We start from the raw sequence: 14,853 nt of genomic DNA, 5'->3' as shown, positions 1-14,853 counted from the left end.
AAATGCAGCCACCCATAGCTAATAAGATCGATTATAGCTTTACATTGCACGGTCAGAAAATTACAGATGAATATCACTGGCTTAGAGATATCAAATGGCCTAATGTTGACGATAAAGAAATCATAGAATATTTACAGACAGAAAATAAATATTCCGAGCAATTTTTTCAGCCGTTACAAGAAGAAAAAGATAAAATCTTTGAAGAATTAAAAGGCAGGATTAAGCTTGCTGATCAGTCAACTTATGTAAAAAAAGATAATAATTATTATTATACTAGAACTGAAGAAAATACCGAATATCCGATATATTGCCGAAAGATAGGGTCAGTAGATGCTTTGGAAGAAATTATATTAAATATCAATGTTCTTGCCAAAGATAATAAATTTACTGATGTAGGGCAAGTAGCCGTTTCTCCTGATCATACGTTACTAGCTTATAGTGTTGATTTTACCGGTGATGAGAAATATACAATTAAAGTCTATAATTTAAAGACCAAACAATATCTACCAGATGAAATACATAACGTTAGTCGCAATATAATTTGGCATGAAGGTTTGAAAGGATTCTTTTATATGCCGATTAATGAGAATTCTCGTTGTGATAAATTAATGTTCCACTCTTTAGGTGATGTAATTTCCAATGATAAGTTAGTACATCATATAACAAATCCATTATATCAGTTGAATGCAGGCAAATCATCTAGTCGACAATATATTTTTGTTAATAGCTCTGGTCATAATGAAAATGAAATATATGCTATAGAAATGCGTGATCATAGCTTCCAGCCTAAACTTATTAGAGCTGCAAAGGATGGGATTTTTTATAATGTTAAGCATAATGGTGATAATTTTTATATTAATACCAACGAGGGGGCAAAGAACTTTCGTATAGTATTAGTAAATGTACATAATTTTCAAAATGATTTATGGAAAAATGATTATATACCGGAAGACTCGGGTAAATATTTGTCAAGCTTTGCCATCACTAGAAATTATTTGATAGTTAATTATCGTGATCAAGGATTACCAGTTATTAAAATAAAACATCTTAAAGAACAGGATGAGAAAATTATCCACTTCCCGGATGCTGCTTTTACTGCCTCAGCCATGTCTACTAATTTTGATGAAGATGATATCCGAGTAAATTATTCTTCACTTGCTAGACCAAACACCACTTATAGTTATGATTTTGATAGTGACCAATTGTCAATATTGAAAGTGCAAGAAATACCAAGTGGTTTCAACCCTGAAGAATATAGGGTAGAAAGGATATTTGCTGATAATGATGGGGTTAAAGTACCAGTTACCTTATTATATAAAAAATCGTTATTTAACAAGGATGGAAAGAATCCTTTATATTTATATGGTTATGGTTCATATGGTGTTAGCATACCAGTATCTTTTCGGAATACAGCTATTTCTCTTGTAGATCGTGGATTTGTCTACGCTCTTGCCCATATTAGAGGGGGAGATGATCTCGGGCATGATTGGTATGAGGCTGCCAAGTTCCTCAATAAAAAAAGAACTTTCGATGACTTTATTGCGGTTAGTAAAGAGCTAATTAAAGAAAAATATACTAGCCAAGGTAATATAGTAATCTGTGGCGGAAGTGCAGGGGGGATGTTAATTGGTGCGGTCATTAATAAACAGCCAGAATTATTTAAAGCAGCACTTGCCCATGTACCTTTTGTTGATGTATTAAATACTATGCTCGATGAACAATTGCCGTTAACCCCCGGTGAGTTTAAAGAGTGGGGGAATCCTAAAGAATTAGAATATTTTAACTATATCAAGTCTTATTCTCCGTATGATAATATAAAATCCCAAAATTACCCAAGTCTATTTATCACTGCTGGAATCTCTGACCCTAGAGTTGGCTATTGGGAAGCGGCTAAATGGGTAGCAAAGATTCGAGCAACAAAACTCGACGATAATATATTATTGCTAAAAACTAATATGGATTCAGGGCATAAAGGTTCTTCTGGTCGTTTCGATTATCTAAAAGAAGCAGCTGATGATATAATATTTATATTTAGGGTTTTTGGTATAATCAATTGACTATATTAAGATTATTATTAACCAGCTATTGACTCGTATTTTTATAAATGGTAACATGAGATTTATGATTTACATAATAAATAGATCACTTAATTTAGAGGATTTACAATGACTAATAGTACTGCCCAATTTGTAGATTTTATGAAATCTTTTATGAATCCAGAAGTTTACATAAATTCCGTAAAAAACTTACCTGTTATGGATTTTTCTGCTATGTCAGATACTATCAAGAAAAGTACTAAAATACTTACTACAACAAATCAGATTGTTACTGAATCACTGCAGTCTATGATCCAAAAAAATTCAGAGGATTTTCAAAACAATGCTATAAATATGATGAATTCTACAAAAGATGCAATAACTTCTGGAGATTTAAACCAAATAGCCGAATGTCAGCAAAAATACCTTAAGTCGACTTGCGAAACTTCAATCAATAACATTAAAGAGTTTGTCAGTATGGCATCTGATACTTCAATGAAAATGTTTGATGCCATAAATAGTATGACAGGAGAGATGACTAAGACTTGTGATAACATAAAAAACAAAGCTTAAGAATTATTAATGGGTATATTTTATAACTTAAATACGCATAAATTAAAGAGCTAACTAAAGATAGCATTACAATACAACTAACGAGAACCTTAGATTATAGAAATGTTAAAAAATAATTTAGATACTGACAGAAATACCGATAATAAATTTGTTGAAACAGAAGAAGAAAGAGAAAAACGACTGGATCGTGAAGAATCAGCTAGGAAACTAAAGGCAATTCTCTTTGTATTTATACCGCTTTTAGTTGATTTCCTAACCTTCACTTATTTCTTTCTTAATTCAATAGAAGAAAAAAGTAAACTACTAAAAGAACAAACAAGTCAAAATATATCAACACCAAATAGCTCAGCAAAATAGGTAGATTTGGCTAAAGAAATTAGTTTATTGGTTGAAAGGACAACATAAGGCTGTTTTAAGAAGTGATACAGGTTGCACTTATCATCTTATACTCAGCTAGAACTGCAAGAATTAAGGTCTCGCGACCTAAATATTTCAGCTGCTCCGTTACTCATGTACGCCACGCCACTCGACTTTGCTAATGCTACCTCTTTTTGAAGTTATACTATCGTCTATCAACTCTTGAAATCATAGTAGTATATAGAAGCATAGTACCCTACATTTATATAACCACTATTAAAATGGCTGCTGATCGTCTATTAGCGAGGAGTCGCGAAAAAGCGGCGACGCGGCAATCTAGGATACGCGAAGCGTTACTCTAAAAAAACAGCTTCGCTGTTTACTTGGATCACCACGGCATCTAAAGAGCCTTGCTATGACGATTATAGAAAAATGTAGGGTACTATGATACAGAAGTACGACTAATGGTTAATTCAAAAGCTACCCCCTATTCTTCTATAGTTTAGTGCTTCAGCAATGTGTATCCTGTAGACGTTGGAAGAAGCGTCTAGATCCGCTATAGTTCTTGCAACCCGTAAGATACGGTTATAAGCACGCATGGATATACGAAATTTTGTCGCGGCTTCATTAAGTAAATCCTTACCGTCATCTACTGGCAATGCATGTTCGATAAGCAACTGTCCGTCCAAACGGTTATTTGTTTTGATATTATATCCTTCATATCTAGTTTGTTGAATATTACGAGCCATTTCGACCCTATATGCTATCTGCCCCGACTCTTCTTCTGTATCATCTTCTATTAAATCATAGTTATATGAGTCGATAGATCCTACCTCTATATGTAGATCAAATCGATCCATGATAGGACCAGAAATTCGCATCTGATAATCGCTCCCACATTTTGGGGCTTTAGAACATGCTTTGTGAGGATCACTTAAATAACCACATTTACAAGGATTCATTGCTGCTATTAACTGAAAGTCAGAACGCCCTCGCAAAGCGAGGGGCTTGACGGTTATGAGCAGCCCAAAGGGCTGCCATTGTTAATTAAAATTCTCCTGATTCGTCAGAGCCTAAACTATCAAGTTGCTCTTGATTCTTAATGTAGTGTTTGATCTGATTCTCTTCAAATCCTACAGTTGAGACCGCATAACCTCTAGCCCACAACTTTTCTCCATTAAAATTACGTTTTCGTCCACCAAACTGCCTAGCAACGGCTATAGCACTTTTCCCCTTGATATAGCCTATTACTTCAGCTACAGAATATTTAGGAGGAATCTTGATGAGCATATGCACATGATCTTGTACCATATGCCCCTCTATGATCTTTCTCCCACGTTGAAAAGCTAACTCATGGAATACGTTCCCAAGATATTTTCTAACCTTCCCGTACAATTCTTTTTTACGACACTTTGGAATAAACACAATATGATATTTGCAATCCCATTTAGAATGATTTAAACTTTCGTATGTTGTCATATATTTTCTCCTTTGACCGTCAAGCCAAAGAAGTTATATATGATAACTTTTTATTTTATACTAAATCTAAAGGCCAAGCCTTGATGGTCTCACTAGTCAAACTAGTGGCTTACCTATCATTGAGTTAGCAGGATATTTTATATGCGAATTTGCTCTAGCAATTAGTATTTCTCCGGTTTCAATTGGCTGCCTTAAAGATTCGATAACGTTAGGTGGAAATTCTGGTAATTCATCTAAAAACAACACTCCGTTATGTGCTAACGAGATCTCTCCAGGTTTTACTCTTTTACCAACCCCACCGCCGACCATCGCTGCTATCGAGCATGAGTGGTGGGGGGTACGAAAAGGTCTAGCTCTTGATAGTTTCCCGTTTGCTAGCTTGCCTGCAACGCTTGCTATAGTACTGCACTCCAATATTTCTTCGGGTCGCATTTTGGGTAATATACCAGGTATACATTGTGCCAACATAGATTTGCCAGTACCAGGTGGACCAAGCATTAATAGATTGTGACCACCAGAGGCTGCTATTTCTAAAGCTCGCTTAGCGGCTTTTTGTCCTTTGATATCTTTAAAATTAGGGTAATTTATTATAGTAGTGTCAATTTCTAATTCAGGTGATGATAATATTTGTGAGCCATTTAAAATGGTTAACTAACTCTATTAAATTTCCTGCTACCAAAATATTATTATTGCCAGACCATGCAGCTTCCTGACCATTAGATTTTGAACAAATTAGCCCTTTATTTCTAGCCAAAGCACCAATAGCAGCAGGCAAAGCCCCGCTGACAGGTAGAATAGAACCATCTAGAGATAATTCGCCTATTACTAGATATTCTTGTATTTCCTCAGCTGGTAAAATTTTCATGCTGCTAAGTATAGCACAAGCAATAGCAAGGTCAAAATGACTACCTTCTTTAACCAAATCAGCTGGAGCTAAATTTATCAATATTTTTTGAGCAGGCAAGGCAAGACCTATTGAAGAAAGTGCTGCTCTAACTCGTTCTTTAGACTCGCCAATAGTTTTATCAGCAAGTCCTACTATAGTAAAATTAGGTATCCCTGGTGATATCTGTACTTGCACATCAACATCGATAATATCTATACCGCTAAAAGTTAAACTACCAAGGTGAACTATCATTTTTATAAAATAAATTTTACTAGATCAAGATTCTTGATAATTTTTGATAATTGCTGGTCGACAAAATGTTCGTCAATAACTATCTCTTTTTCTTTCGTATCACTTGCATTGAAGCTTATCTCCTCCAATAAATTTTCTAGAATAGTATGTAATCTTCTTGCTCCAATATCTTCAACTTCTAAGTTAACATTTGCTGCATAAGTAGCAATTTTATCTATTGCATTATCAGTAAATTTTAATTTTACCCCTTCGGTTGCAATTAAGGCTGAATATTGTTTTATTAAACTTGATTCTGGTTCAATTAAAATTTTTATCATATCGTCCTTAGTAAGTGAGCTTAACTCTACTCTAATAGGTAGCCTTCCTTGCAATTCAGGTAACAAATCAGATGGTTTTGATAAATGAAAAGCACCTGATGCTATAAATAATATATGTGCAGTTTCTATAGGTCCATGTTTTGTATTAACAGTTGTACCCTCAATAATAGGTAATAAATCTCTTTGCACTCCTTCTCTACTAATTTCTGAACTTTTCCCCTCAGCTCTTGAGGTGATTTTATCTATTTCATCCAAAAATACTATACCATCATTTTGTACTAGCGCTAAGGCATCTTGAATAATTTTTTCTTGATCGATCAATTTTTCTGACTCTTCGGCAGAAATAATTAAACGAGCATCTTTAACCAGCATTTTCTTAGTTTTTGTTTTGTTAGTACCAATAGCTTTGCCGATCATATCAGAAATATTTAATACGCCCATGGCAGCTCCTGGCATACCAGGAATCTCAAAATTACTACTACCAAATAAGCCACCTGAATCTGTTATACTTATTTCAATTTCAGTATTGTCAAGTTCACCTTTTTCAAGCTTGCGACAAAATTTTTCTCTAGTTTCAGTTGATGCTGATTTGCCAACTAAAGCATCCAAAATCCTCTCTACAGTTTTTAAATGTGCATTAGCAATCACTGCTTTTTTAGCATTAGCTTTTTGTGTGTTAACAGCTATTTCCACTAAGTCTCGTATTATTGACTCAACATCTCGTCCAACATATCCTACTTCAGTGAATTTTGTTGCTTCTACTTTAAGAAATGGTGAGCCGCTAAGCTTAGCAAGTCGCCTAGCGATTTCAGTCTTACCTACGCCAGTTGGTCCTATCATTAAAATATTTTTTGGCACTATTTCTTGACGAAGTGGTTCGTCTACATTTCTACGTCTACAGCGATTCCGCAACGCTATCGCAACAGCTTTTTTAGCTTTATATTGCCCAACAATGAATCTATCAAGTTCAGCTACGATTTTAGCGGGAGTTAATCCCATAGATTTAGCGGGAGTTAATCCCACTGATTTTTTCTTAATATTAGTACTCATATAACTTTTTCTAAAATAATATTATGATTGGAGAAAACACAGATGTCGGCTGCAATATGCATTGATTTTAAAGCAATCTCTTCGGCAGTTAAGTTATTATCAAAAGACATTAAACCTTTGGCACTTGCCAGTGCATATACTCCACCAGAACCAATGGCAGCAGCATCACCATCAGGTTCAACTACATCACCATTACCAGTTAAAATTAATATATTTTTTTGATCTGCAACAATCATCATTGCTTCAAGCTTACGCAAATATTTATCACTACGCCATTCTTTTGCCAGTTCTACTGCACTTCTCAGTAATTGGTATGAATATTTTTCTAACTTTAATTCTAGTTTTTCGAATAAAGTTAGAGCATCTGCCGTAGATCCAGCAAAGCCAGCAACAATACTATTATTGTACATGGTTCTTAGTTTTTTTGCTGTGGATTTTAAAATTGTATTACCAAGGGAAACCTGACCATCAGCGGCAATTACAACCTCTCCGCCTTTTCTTAAGCACAGTATAGTAGTTCCGTGTAATGTGACAGGACCGGGCGAGTTATCTGACATAAAGAATCTTTTAAATATTGATGTTTGGCTATTTGTTTATTATTATGCTATTTAAGTAATCATTTAATATCGTAATTACAAGACTTTCCTATGAATATTTATTCAATATATGTTAATCCTCAAAAAAAAGATAATGATTTTATTCTTATCAAGCAAGGTTTTTCATTATTTGCTGCGTTTTTAAGCGTGTTTTGGGCATTCTATCATAGAATGTGGTTACCACTAATAACTACTTTGATATTAAGTATTTTTATATCAAGTTTAGGTTGTACTAATTTTATTTCTGTAAGTCAACTCGCCATTATGTTGATATTTGGTTTTTTCAGCGATGATATGAGAGAATATGATTTGCAAAAAAAGAAATACCAACTTACAGACATAATATTAGCAAAATCTGAGATAGAAGCTGAATTAAAATTTTTAGAACGCTTAGTGGATGAAAAAAATGTGTTATAGTAATCTCAAATATTGACATTTGGGAGTAGATAATAAAAATGAGAGTATAATATGTATGACAAGAATAATGTTTTTGTAAAAATTATTGGTAAAGATATTCCAGCAGAGATAATATATGAAGATGATAATCTAATAGCATTTAATGATATAAATCCTGTAGCTCCAGTACATATAATAATTATACCAAAAAAAGAGTATATTGACTATAGTGATTTTATCCTTAAAGCTTCTAGCGATGAAATTAAAGATTATTTCACCAAACTAGCCTATATTACATCGCTAGTTGGTTTAGATCAAGATGGCTATCGTTTGATTACTAATAAAGGGGTAAAGTCTGGACAGAGTGTGTTCCATTTTCATTTCCATATTATAGGGGGAAAAACTATTTCTAAGCTGATATAGTCAATTGATAAAAAGATAAATGTAGATGACAAAACAATATAATATTGCGGTAATTGGTGCGTCGGGTAATGTTGGGCGAGAAACTTTAGAAATTTTGTTTGAGAGAAATTTTCCAATTAATAATATCCACGCTATAGCTTCGAGTGAGTCTAATGGTAAAGAGGTTAGCTTTGGAGATGGCACTATAAAAATATCTGACATAGACAGTGTAGATTTTAGTAAAATCGATATTGCTTTTTTCTCAGCTGGTTCAGAAATATCAAAGAAATATGTACCCAAGGTTGCAGAACAAGGTTGCATAGTTATCGATAAATCGTCATTTTTCAGACTTAATTCTGATGTTCCTTTGATAGTTCCAGAAGCCAATCTAGCGAGCCTTAAAGATTATACTATTAAAAATATTATAGCTAATCCGAATTGTTGTACTGCTCCTATAGCTACTGTATTAAAGCCTTTGGATAATGCAGTAAAGATTAAGAGAATGGTGATATCGACTTATCAATCGACTTCAGGAGCAGGAAAGAGAGGAATGGATGAGCTTTATGAGCAAACCAAGGCAAAATATGTCTTTAAGGACATCGAGCCTAAAGTTTTCCCGCAACAAATAGCTTTTAATTTATTCCCACATATAGGTGATTTTAATAAAGACGGTTCTACTAGTGAAGAATCGAAGATTTCCTTGGAATTAGAAAAAATTATAGGATCACATGCTAAATTTAGTGTAACTTGCGTAAGAGTGCCAGTGTTTGTTGGTCATTCTATTTCAGTGAATGTTGAGTTTAGTGGAGAGATAGATACTAAAGAAATAGAAGAAATACTAAAAGAATCAGACTCTATTGTAGTTAATTCTCATTTGGATAAAACACAATATGTTTCTCCCATAGATGTTGTTGGTAAAGATCTTGTTTATGTTTCGCGAATTAGAAATGATCATAGTCAAAAAAATACCATTAATTTATGGATTACAGTAGATAATTTACGTAAAGGAGCAGCTTTAAACGCTGTACAAATTGCTGAGGAGTTGATAAAAGGATATTTGTCGAAAAAGTAATTAGGTTATATTTCAGGGTAATTTAAAAGTCACAACTAATGATAGAAAAGTTTGTTTTTTAAATGCATAAATGTCATTGCAATGAGCCGCAAAGCGGCGACATGGCAATCCAAAAGTTGCAATGGCAAAAAATAAAACAGCAAGCTGTTTATTTGGATCGCCACGCCACTTTGTGGCTCGCGATGACAACTATTCGTTTCTATAATTTAGTATTTTTTATCATTAGTTGTGATTTTTAAATTACCCTGTTATACTTCTAAGCTCTAAGTATAATAAAGAGGTTGCCATATTATTTATTTTGCGTATAGTGTAGAGTCAAATAAAAAATATTACAAATAGTATAATTTTTACCAATTAGCAGTAAAAAATATAATAGAGCCAGGAAGCCATCAGGTTCGGATAACTACTATTATCAGGACAGGCTAATTTAATTTGTGTTAGATGATATAGATTATTAATTCAGAAAAATATAATATAACAATGGTAATATGAGAAATAATAGTGCATTAGTATCTCAAGTAATAAATCCCCTAACTACTGCTCTTGAGAAATGCAAAATTGCGTTTGGGATAGTTTTTAGTTTTGCGTTTGTTATTAACTTGTTAATGTTGATAACACCTCTTTATTCCTTGCAAGTTCTTGATCGGGTTATAGGAAGTGGTAACTTATTTACATTAATGTGGTTGTCTATTATTATTGGTACGATCTATTTTATTTATGGGTTATTGCAAATTGCTAGATCATTCACCCTAATTAAAGTTGGTGAATGGTTGGATAAAACAATTGCTCCTGTAATTTTTGGTCACTCTATTTCAGCCTCTGCAACTCGTACTAATATGGGTGCTAGTCAGTTACTTCGTGATTTCCAAACAGTAAAAACCTTTCTAACTAGCACTGGTATTAATACTTTATTTGATGCTCCTTGGAGTGTTGTCTATATAATAGTAATTTTCTTAATTCATCCATATATTGGAATCCTTACATTAGCTGGGGCTATTATTATTGTATCTACGGCTTTCTTTAATGCAGCTGCAACTAATAAAACTCTCGGTGAAGCTACTGAATTTTCTATAAAGGGTATGACGCAAGCTGACATCGCCAATAGAAATTCAGAAGTTGTAGAAGCTATGGGCATGATGAAAAATGTTACGACAAATTGGCATCAGTTTAATATTGCTTCTTTGGAGAAGCAATCAATTGCTAGCTACCGTAATGGTGCTATTTCTAATTTTTCAAGATTTATCCGTAATGTTATGCAGATGCTGGTAACTGGTATTGGGGCTTATGTTGTTGTTAGTACTTCAGGAAGAGAGATGACTACTGGTGGTATGATTATGAGTTCCATTATAGTTGGTAGAGCTTTAGCCCCTTTTGATAACGCTATTGAGTTATGGAAAAGTATGAGCGGAGCTATAAAATCTTATAAAAATATCAATCAACTATTTGCTTCGTATAAATCAAGAGAAGAAGCAATGCCAATTCCAAATGTTGAAGGACATTTAACTGTGGAGAATATTTATTATTCGATACCAATTCCTCCACATATACCACAACCGCCAGTACCAAGATATATTTTAAAAGGAGTGTCCTTTGCGGTGCAGCCTGGTGAGATATTAGCAATTATAGGACCTTCTGCAGCAGGTAAGTCAACTTTAGCAAAAGTTTTAGTTGGGGTATGGAAAGCATCGTCAGGGACTGTTAGGCTTGATAGTGGAGAAATTTATCGTTGGAACAGGGAAGACTTTGGTAAACATGTAGGATATTTGCCGCAAGGAATAGAGTTATTTAGTGGTAGTATAAAGCAAAATATAGCTAGGATGGCTGAAAATGCTGAGCCAGAAAAAGTAATTGAGGCAGCTAAAATTGCTGGGGCTCATGAAATGATCTTAAGATTACCAGATGGCTATGATTCAGATATTGGAATAGCAGGCTCTAATCTTTCTGGCGGACAAAAGCAACGAGTTGGTCTTGCTAGAGCATTTTATGGTAATCCTAAATTACTTATTTTAGATGAACCTAATGCAAATCTTGACGAAGCAGGTGAAATAGCCCTATCACATTGCTTAAAGCAAGTAAAATCTAAGGGTATTGCTGTAGTTGTTATCTCTCATAGACCTTCTGTATTATCGGTGGTAGATAAGATTTTGGTATTACAAGAGGGGGCGGTAGCTCTTTATGGCACTCAAGAAGAAATGCAAAATCGAGTTAAACTGTTGCAAAATGGTGTAATCCACATTAATGAATAAGTTTTAAATATGGAAGAAAAGTCAAATAACAATAAGCCGGCATTTACAGCGGAGCAACTTAAACAACTTTTGTCGCTACAAAATGATTTAACACACACAAAAAAAACAAAGGTAGCTATTGTATCACAAAAGGTAATAGTAAAGATTTCTAATGCCATTAAAAATACATTATATTATCTTGATCGTTTCGTCAATTTTGTTACTAAAAATAATGATGTTGATCGCAATGATGTAGTGCAAATTGCTAGATCCCCAATTCTTTTTGGGGTATATGTAATAATCTTTTTTGTATTAGTTGGAGGGGTATGGGGCAGTTTTGCTCCTCTTGATAGTGCTGCTACAGCATTGGGTGTTGTTATAACGAGTGGTAATAAGAAGACAATTAATCACCAAGAAGGTGGAATTATAGCTAATATTTTTGTTAAACAAGGTGATCAGGTTAAAAAAGATGATAAATTAATAGAGCTAGAAGATACAAGAATTAAGTCAGCATATGAAAGTAATTTAAGCCAATATAGACATGCTTTAGCAACGGAAAGTCGTTTAATTGCCGAGAGAGATAATCAAGCTCAGATTGAATTTCCAGAATTATTAACCAAAGATATCAATTTACCTGAAGTAGCAAGGATTATACATACCCAAGAAAATTTATTTCAGTCTAAAAAAGAAGTATATAAAAGTGAAAAAAATGCCTTACATCAAAGGATCGAGCAATTAAATAAAAAAATTGAAGGTACGCAGGCTAAAAAAGTTGCAAATGTAAAAACTCTAGAGGTTGTTAAGGATCGTTTAAAGGCAATGGGTACATTGCATGGAAAAGGTTTTGCCAATAAAGCCGCTTTATTAGACTTAGAAGCTAAGGAAGCACTGTACAAAAGTGAGATAGCTATGGCAGAAGCTGAGATTGCATCTATTAAGCATTCGATTACAGAGTGTGAGATTAGCATTATTAACTTACAGAATAAATATACAGAGAAAACTCTGACTGAACTAAAAGAGGCACAAGAGCTAGTAGCTCGTTTTAAAGAAGCATTTAATGCACATCAGGACTCTTTAAATCGAGTGGTTATTAAATCACCAGTTGATGGTATTATAAATGTATTGAACTATCATACAATAGGACAGGTGATTTCACCAAGTTATCCAATTCTAGAGATTTCTCCAACTGATGATAATTTGATAATAGAAGCAAAAGTTCCAAGCAAGAATATAGATTCAGTGCATGAAGGCTTGGTAGCAAAAATTCGCTTCAGTGCTTTTAAATCTAGAACAACGCCGTTATTTACTGGCAAAGTTGTTAAAATATCTCCTGATATTGTACAAGACAGAAATACTCCAAGCCAAGATCCTACCACTTATTATATCGCTAGAATTGAGATTGATATGGATGAGTTTAATAAGATTGCAAAAGCTAAAAAGTTAGAGTTACATCCTGGTATGCAAGCGGAAGTTCAAATTGTTACTGGCACAAGGACTCTCCTGAAATATTTACTTGATCCTATTACTGATACGATGTTTAGAGCATTTAAAGAGAAATAATACAGTTACCCCGAAAAGGTTTTAGCCAAAAACGATGTCATCCTAGTACTATAACTATAGTACTAACGTCAAAACGCTGTCATTCTAAGCAATTGCGGGAATCTAAAAAAATAACATAGAAGGTATGTTATCATAATACCCTACTTTTTTTATATAACCACCATTAAAATGGCTGCTGATCGTCTATTAGCCAGGAGTCGCGAAAAAGCGGCGACGCAACAATCCAAGATCAGGATACGCGAAGCGTTACTCTAAAAAAACAGCTTCGCTGTTTACCTAGATCGCCACGGCATCTAAAGAGCCTTGCTATGACGATTATAGAAAAATGTAGGGTACTTATGGTTAACTTGTTACATCGATAGTTGAGATTAAGTAAGTGTATTAATTTTCGGATTTGATAGTAGAGTTTTCTAACGTTTTATCAATTACCCTAGAAAGGATTTCTAAACTATATCCATTTGTTAGTATGCCATTAACAAAAAATGCGGGTGTACCAACAAAACCTTGTGAACTAGCAGCAAGGTTAGTATTAGCAAGTAATGTTTCGACAATTTTATTATCATTAAGACATTTAGCATAAGTTTCTGCGGATACTCCACCAATTTGAGCTATATTTGTTAGTAATTCACGATATCTATTGCTACTACCCCATTTATCTTGTTGTGCTAGTATTACACTTTGGAATTTAAGAAAACTATCTAGATCATTTGGACAACGTGCCAAAATTGCTGCATCTAAATCTTGCTTATTACCGATAAATTCACGAATTATATAAGCAATTTTATTGGTATCAATATATTTCTTTTTAAGCTCAGGTAGAATTTTTTCATGATAATAAGCACAATGTGGGCAAGTTGGAGAAAAATACTCAACTACCACTACAGTTGCCTTAACATTACCAAGAACTATATCATTTTGGCTAACATTGAAAGTTGGTTTATAAGGCATCTGTTTCAAGCTAACATCATTTATATCAGTAGAGTTAGTAGCAGAATCCTCTACCGTATCTAGAGGTTCTTCCGTATTAGTTGAAGCCGTACTGTCTTGAGGATTTACTATTGTATTCCATTTATCATTGGCAAGGTTGTCATTATTTTCTTCTTGTGGAGCTTTTTCCTGCGTCACTTCAACCTTATTATCAGGTTGTTCGTTTTTATTATTAGATTTATCACTTTCTTCCGAACATGATATTAACAATAATGAAATTATAATGATAAGGATATTATGCATAAGTTTTGATATAGTTTTAAGTTAAATTAAATACTTTACTCTTCAGGATTTTATATTCCTTATGAGAACTCCTTATAAAAATAAGGTTTTACTGATATTTAAGCAATAAAAATTTTTACTTATTCGTAACAAAATAATTAATTTATATACTATAAATATTTTTTCTAATAAATACAAAAATACTATTAGTTAAAATAAAAATACTGTTATAATGATTTGAATCCCTTCGTAACTTTCGTGATAATTAAGTCTTATTTGCAAATAAGGTAACACAACCCAAGAAGAAGTGAAAAATATATTGGGATACCATGATGATACTGATATAATGCTTGATGGAAGCATGAAATGGGTATACATCCGTATAATTTATGTTCTGATTAGTTAATTGATTCTCCTCCCTAGATACTGAATAACACGATAAG

14 protein-coding genes and 1 pseudogene are annotated in these 14,853 nt (G+C 33.6%); 8 read left to right on the top strand and 7 right to left on the bottom strand.

Features of this window, described 5'->3' with window-relative positions; translation table 11 throughout:
* Positions 1–2: 2 nt before the first annotated feature.
* The 3 genes from AAHM80_RS02760 (at position 3) to AAHM80_RS02750 (ending at position 2,966) form a co-directional block, all read left to right on the top strand.
* A complete protein-coding gene (locus tag AAHM80_RS02760) occupies positions 3–2,057 on the top strand; it encodes a S9 family peptidase (RefSeq protein WP_342260212.1) in 2,055 nt (684 codons plus the stop codon).
* A 108-nt stretch (positions 2,058–2,165) separates the two neighbouring features.
* Positions 2,166–2,609, top strand: coding sequence for a phasin family protein (locus AAHM80_RS02755; RefSeq protein WP_342260211.1), 444 nt, complete (start codon positions 2,166–2,168; stop codon positions 2,607–2,609).
* A 102-nt stretch (positions 2,610–2,711) separates the two neighbouring features.
* On the top strand, positions 2,712–2,966 hold the full coding sequence (locus tag AAHM80_RS02750) for a hypothetical protein (RefSeq protein WP_342260210.1): 255 nt from the start codon (positions 2,712–2,714) through the stop codon (positions 2,964–2,966).
* A 473-nt stretch (positions 2,967–3,439) separates the two neighbouring features.
* Here the strand turns inward: AAHM80_RS02750 and AAHM80_RS02745 are convergent, their stop codons facing one another.
* From AAHM80_RS02745 to hslV, 6 genes and pseudogenes are all read right to left on the bottom strand, one after another.
* Complete coding sequence (locus tag AAHM80_RS02745; protein ID WP_342260209.1) at positions 3,440–3,964, bottom strand: ATP-binding protein; 525 nt, start codon at positions 3,962–3,964, stop codon at positions 3,440–3,442.
* Between the two features lie 49 nt (positions 3,965–4,013).
* Positions 4,014–4,445, bottom strand: a complete 432-nt coding sequence (tnpA, locus tag AAHM80_RS02740) for an IS200/IS605 family transposase (RefSeq protein WP_342259383.1) — start codon at positions 4,443–4,445, stop codon at positions 4,014–4,016.
* Between the two features lie 96 nt (positions 4,446–4,541).
* Positions 4,542–4,958 (bottom strand): annotated as a pseudogene (locus tag AAHM80_RS02735) (ATP-binding protein); the annotation flags it as partial.
* A 97-nt stretch (positions 4,959–5,055) separates the two neighbouring features.
* Positions 5,056–5,583, bottom strand: a complete 528-nt coding sequence (locus tag AAHM80_RS02730) for a magnesium chelatase domain-containing protein (protein ID WP_342260208.1) — start codon at positions 5,581–5,583, stop codon at positions 5,056–5,058.
* Positions 5,584–5,585: 2 nt separating this feature from the next.
* The gene (gene hslU, locus AAHM80_RS02725) at positions 5,586–6,950 is read right to left on the bottom strand and encodes an ATP-dependent protease ATPase subunit HslU (RefSeq protein WP_342260207.1); all 1,365 of its coding nucleotides are present in this window, start codon (positions 6,948–6,950) and stop codon (positions 5,586–5,588) included.
* Positions 6,947–7,507, bottom strand: coding sequence for an ATP-dependent protease subunit HslV (hslV, locus tag AAHM80_RS02720; protein WP_342260206.1), 561 nt, complete (start codon positions 7,505–7,507; stop codon positions 6,947–6,949). Before hslV ends, hslU begins: the two co-directional genes overlap by 4 nt.
* A gap of 90 nt (positions 7,508–7,597) precedes the next feature.
* On the opposite strand from hslV, the gene AAHM80_RS02715 reads away from it, so the two are divergent.
* The 5 genes from AAHM80_RS02715 to AAHM80_RS02695 all read left to right on the top strand — a co-directional run bounded on the left by AAHM80_RS02715 (position 7,598) and on the right by AAHM80_RS02695 (position 13,201).
* Positions 7,598–7,963, top strand: coding sequence for a DUF2628 domain-containing protein (locus tag AAHM80_RS02715; protein ID WP_341747711.1), 366 nt, complete (start codon positions 7,598–7,600; stop codon positions 7,961–7,963).
* A 51-nt stretch (positions 7,964–8,014) separates the two neighbouring features.
* Positions 8,015–8,365 (top strand): HIT domain-containing protein, encoded by a 351-nt coding sequence (locus AAHM80_RS02710; RefSeq protein ID WP_342260205.1) that lies wholly within the window; start codon positions 8,015–8,017, stop codon positions 8,363–8,365.
* A 25-nt stretch (positions 8,366–8,390) separates the two neighbouring features.
* Positions 8,391–9,416 (top strand): aspartate-semialdehyde dehydrogenase, encoded by a 1,026-nt coding sequence (gene asd, locus AAHM80_RS02705; RefSeq protein ID WP_342260204.1) that lies wholly within the window; start codon positions 8,391–8,393, stop codon positions 9,414–9,416.
* Positions 9,417–9,904: 488 nt separating this feature from the next.
* Entirely contained in the window at positions 9,905–11,662 is a 1,758-nt protein-coding gene (locus AAHM80_RS02700) for a type I secretion system permease/ATPase (protein WP_342260203.1), read from the top strand.
* Positions 11,663–11,671: 9 nt separating this feature from the next.
* On the top strand, positions 11,672–13,201 hold the full coding sequence (locus AAHM80_RS02695; RefSeq protein ID WP_342260202.1) for an HlyD family type I secretion periplasmic adaptor subunit: 1,530 nt from the start codon (positions 11,672–11,674) through the stop codon (positions 13,199–13,201).
* Between the two features lie 381 nt (positions 13,202–13,582).
* Here the strand turns inward: AAHM80_RS02695 and AAHM80_RS02690 are convergent, their stop codons facing one another.
* Entirely contained in the window at positions 13,583–14,431 is an 849-nt protein-coding gene (locus AAHM80_RS02690) for a DsbA family protein (RefSeq protein WP_342260201.1), read from the bottom strand.
* Positions 14,432–14,853: the final 422 nt, after the last annotated feature.

Source organism: Candidatus Tisiphia endosymbiont of Metellina segmentata (assembly GCF_964030715.1).
Classification (GTDB): Bacteria; Pseudomonadota; Alphaproteobacteria; order Rickettsiales; family Rickettsiaceae; genus Tisiphia.
This window is presented reverse-complemented; position numbering and strand designations above follow the sequence as displayed.

What these genes read in the sequence shown, in the direction of transcription:
- AAHM80_RS02755 (WP_342260211.1), top strand. Translation starts at nt 2,166, where the DNA reads ATGACTAATAGTACTGCCCAATTTGTAGATTTTATGAAATCTTTTATG.
- AAHM80_RS02730 (WP_342260208.1), bottom strand. Translation starts at nt 5,583, where the DNA reads ATGATAGTTCACCTTGGTAGTTTAACTTTTAGCGGTATAGATATTATC.
- asd (WP_342260204.1), top strand. Translation starts at nt 8,391, where the DNA reads ATGACAAAACAATATAATATTGCGGTAATTGGTGCGTCGGGTAATGTT.
- AAHM80_RS02710 (WP_342260205.1), top strand. Translation starts at nt 8,015, where the DNA reads ATGTATGACAAGAATAATGTTTTTGTAAAAATTATTGGTAAAGATATT.
- AAHM80_RS02690 (WP_342260201.1), bottom strand. Translation starts at nt 14,431, where the DNA reads ATGCATAATATCCTTATCATTATAATTTCATTATTGTTAATATCATGT.
- AAHM80_RS02750 (WP_342260210.1), top strand. Translation starts at nt 2,712, where the DNA reads ATGTTAAAAAATAATTTAGATACTGACAGAAATACCGATAATAAATTT.
- AAHM80_RS02695 (WP_342260202.1), top strand. Translation starts at nt 11,672, where the DNA reads ATGGAAGAAAAGTCAAATAACAATAAGCCGGCATTTACAGCGGAGCAA.
- hslV (WP_342260206.1), bottom strand. Translation starts at nt 7,507, where the DNA reads ATGTCAGATAACTCGCCCGGTCCTGTCACATTACACGGAACTACTATA.
- AAHM80_RS02715 (WP_341747711.1), top strand. Translation starts at nt 7,598, where the DNA reads ATGAATATTTATTCAATATATGTTAATCCTCAAAAAAAAGATAATGAT.
- tnpA (WP_342259383.1), bottom strand. Translation starts at nt 4,445, where the DNA reads ATGACAACATACGAAAGTTTAAATCATTCTAAATGGGATTGCAAATAT.
- AAHM80_RS02700 (WP_342260203.1), top strand. Translation starts at nt 9,905, where the DNA reads ATGAGAAATAATAGTGCATTAGTATCTCAAGTAATAAATCCCCTAACT.
- AAHM80_RS02760 (WP_342260212.1), top strand. Translation starts at nt 3, where the DNA reads ATGCAGCCACCCATAGCTAATAAGATCGATTATAGCTTTACATTGCAC.
- hslU (WP_342260207.1), bottom strand. Translation starts at nt 6,950, where the DNA reads ATGAGTACTAATATTAAGAAAAAATCAGTGGGATTAACTCCCGCTAAA.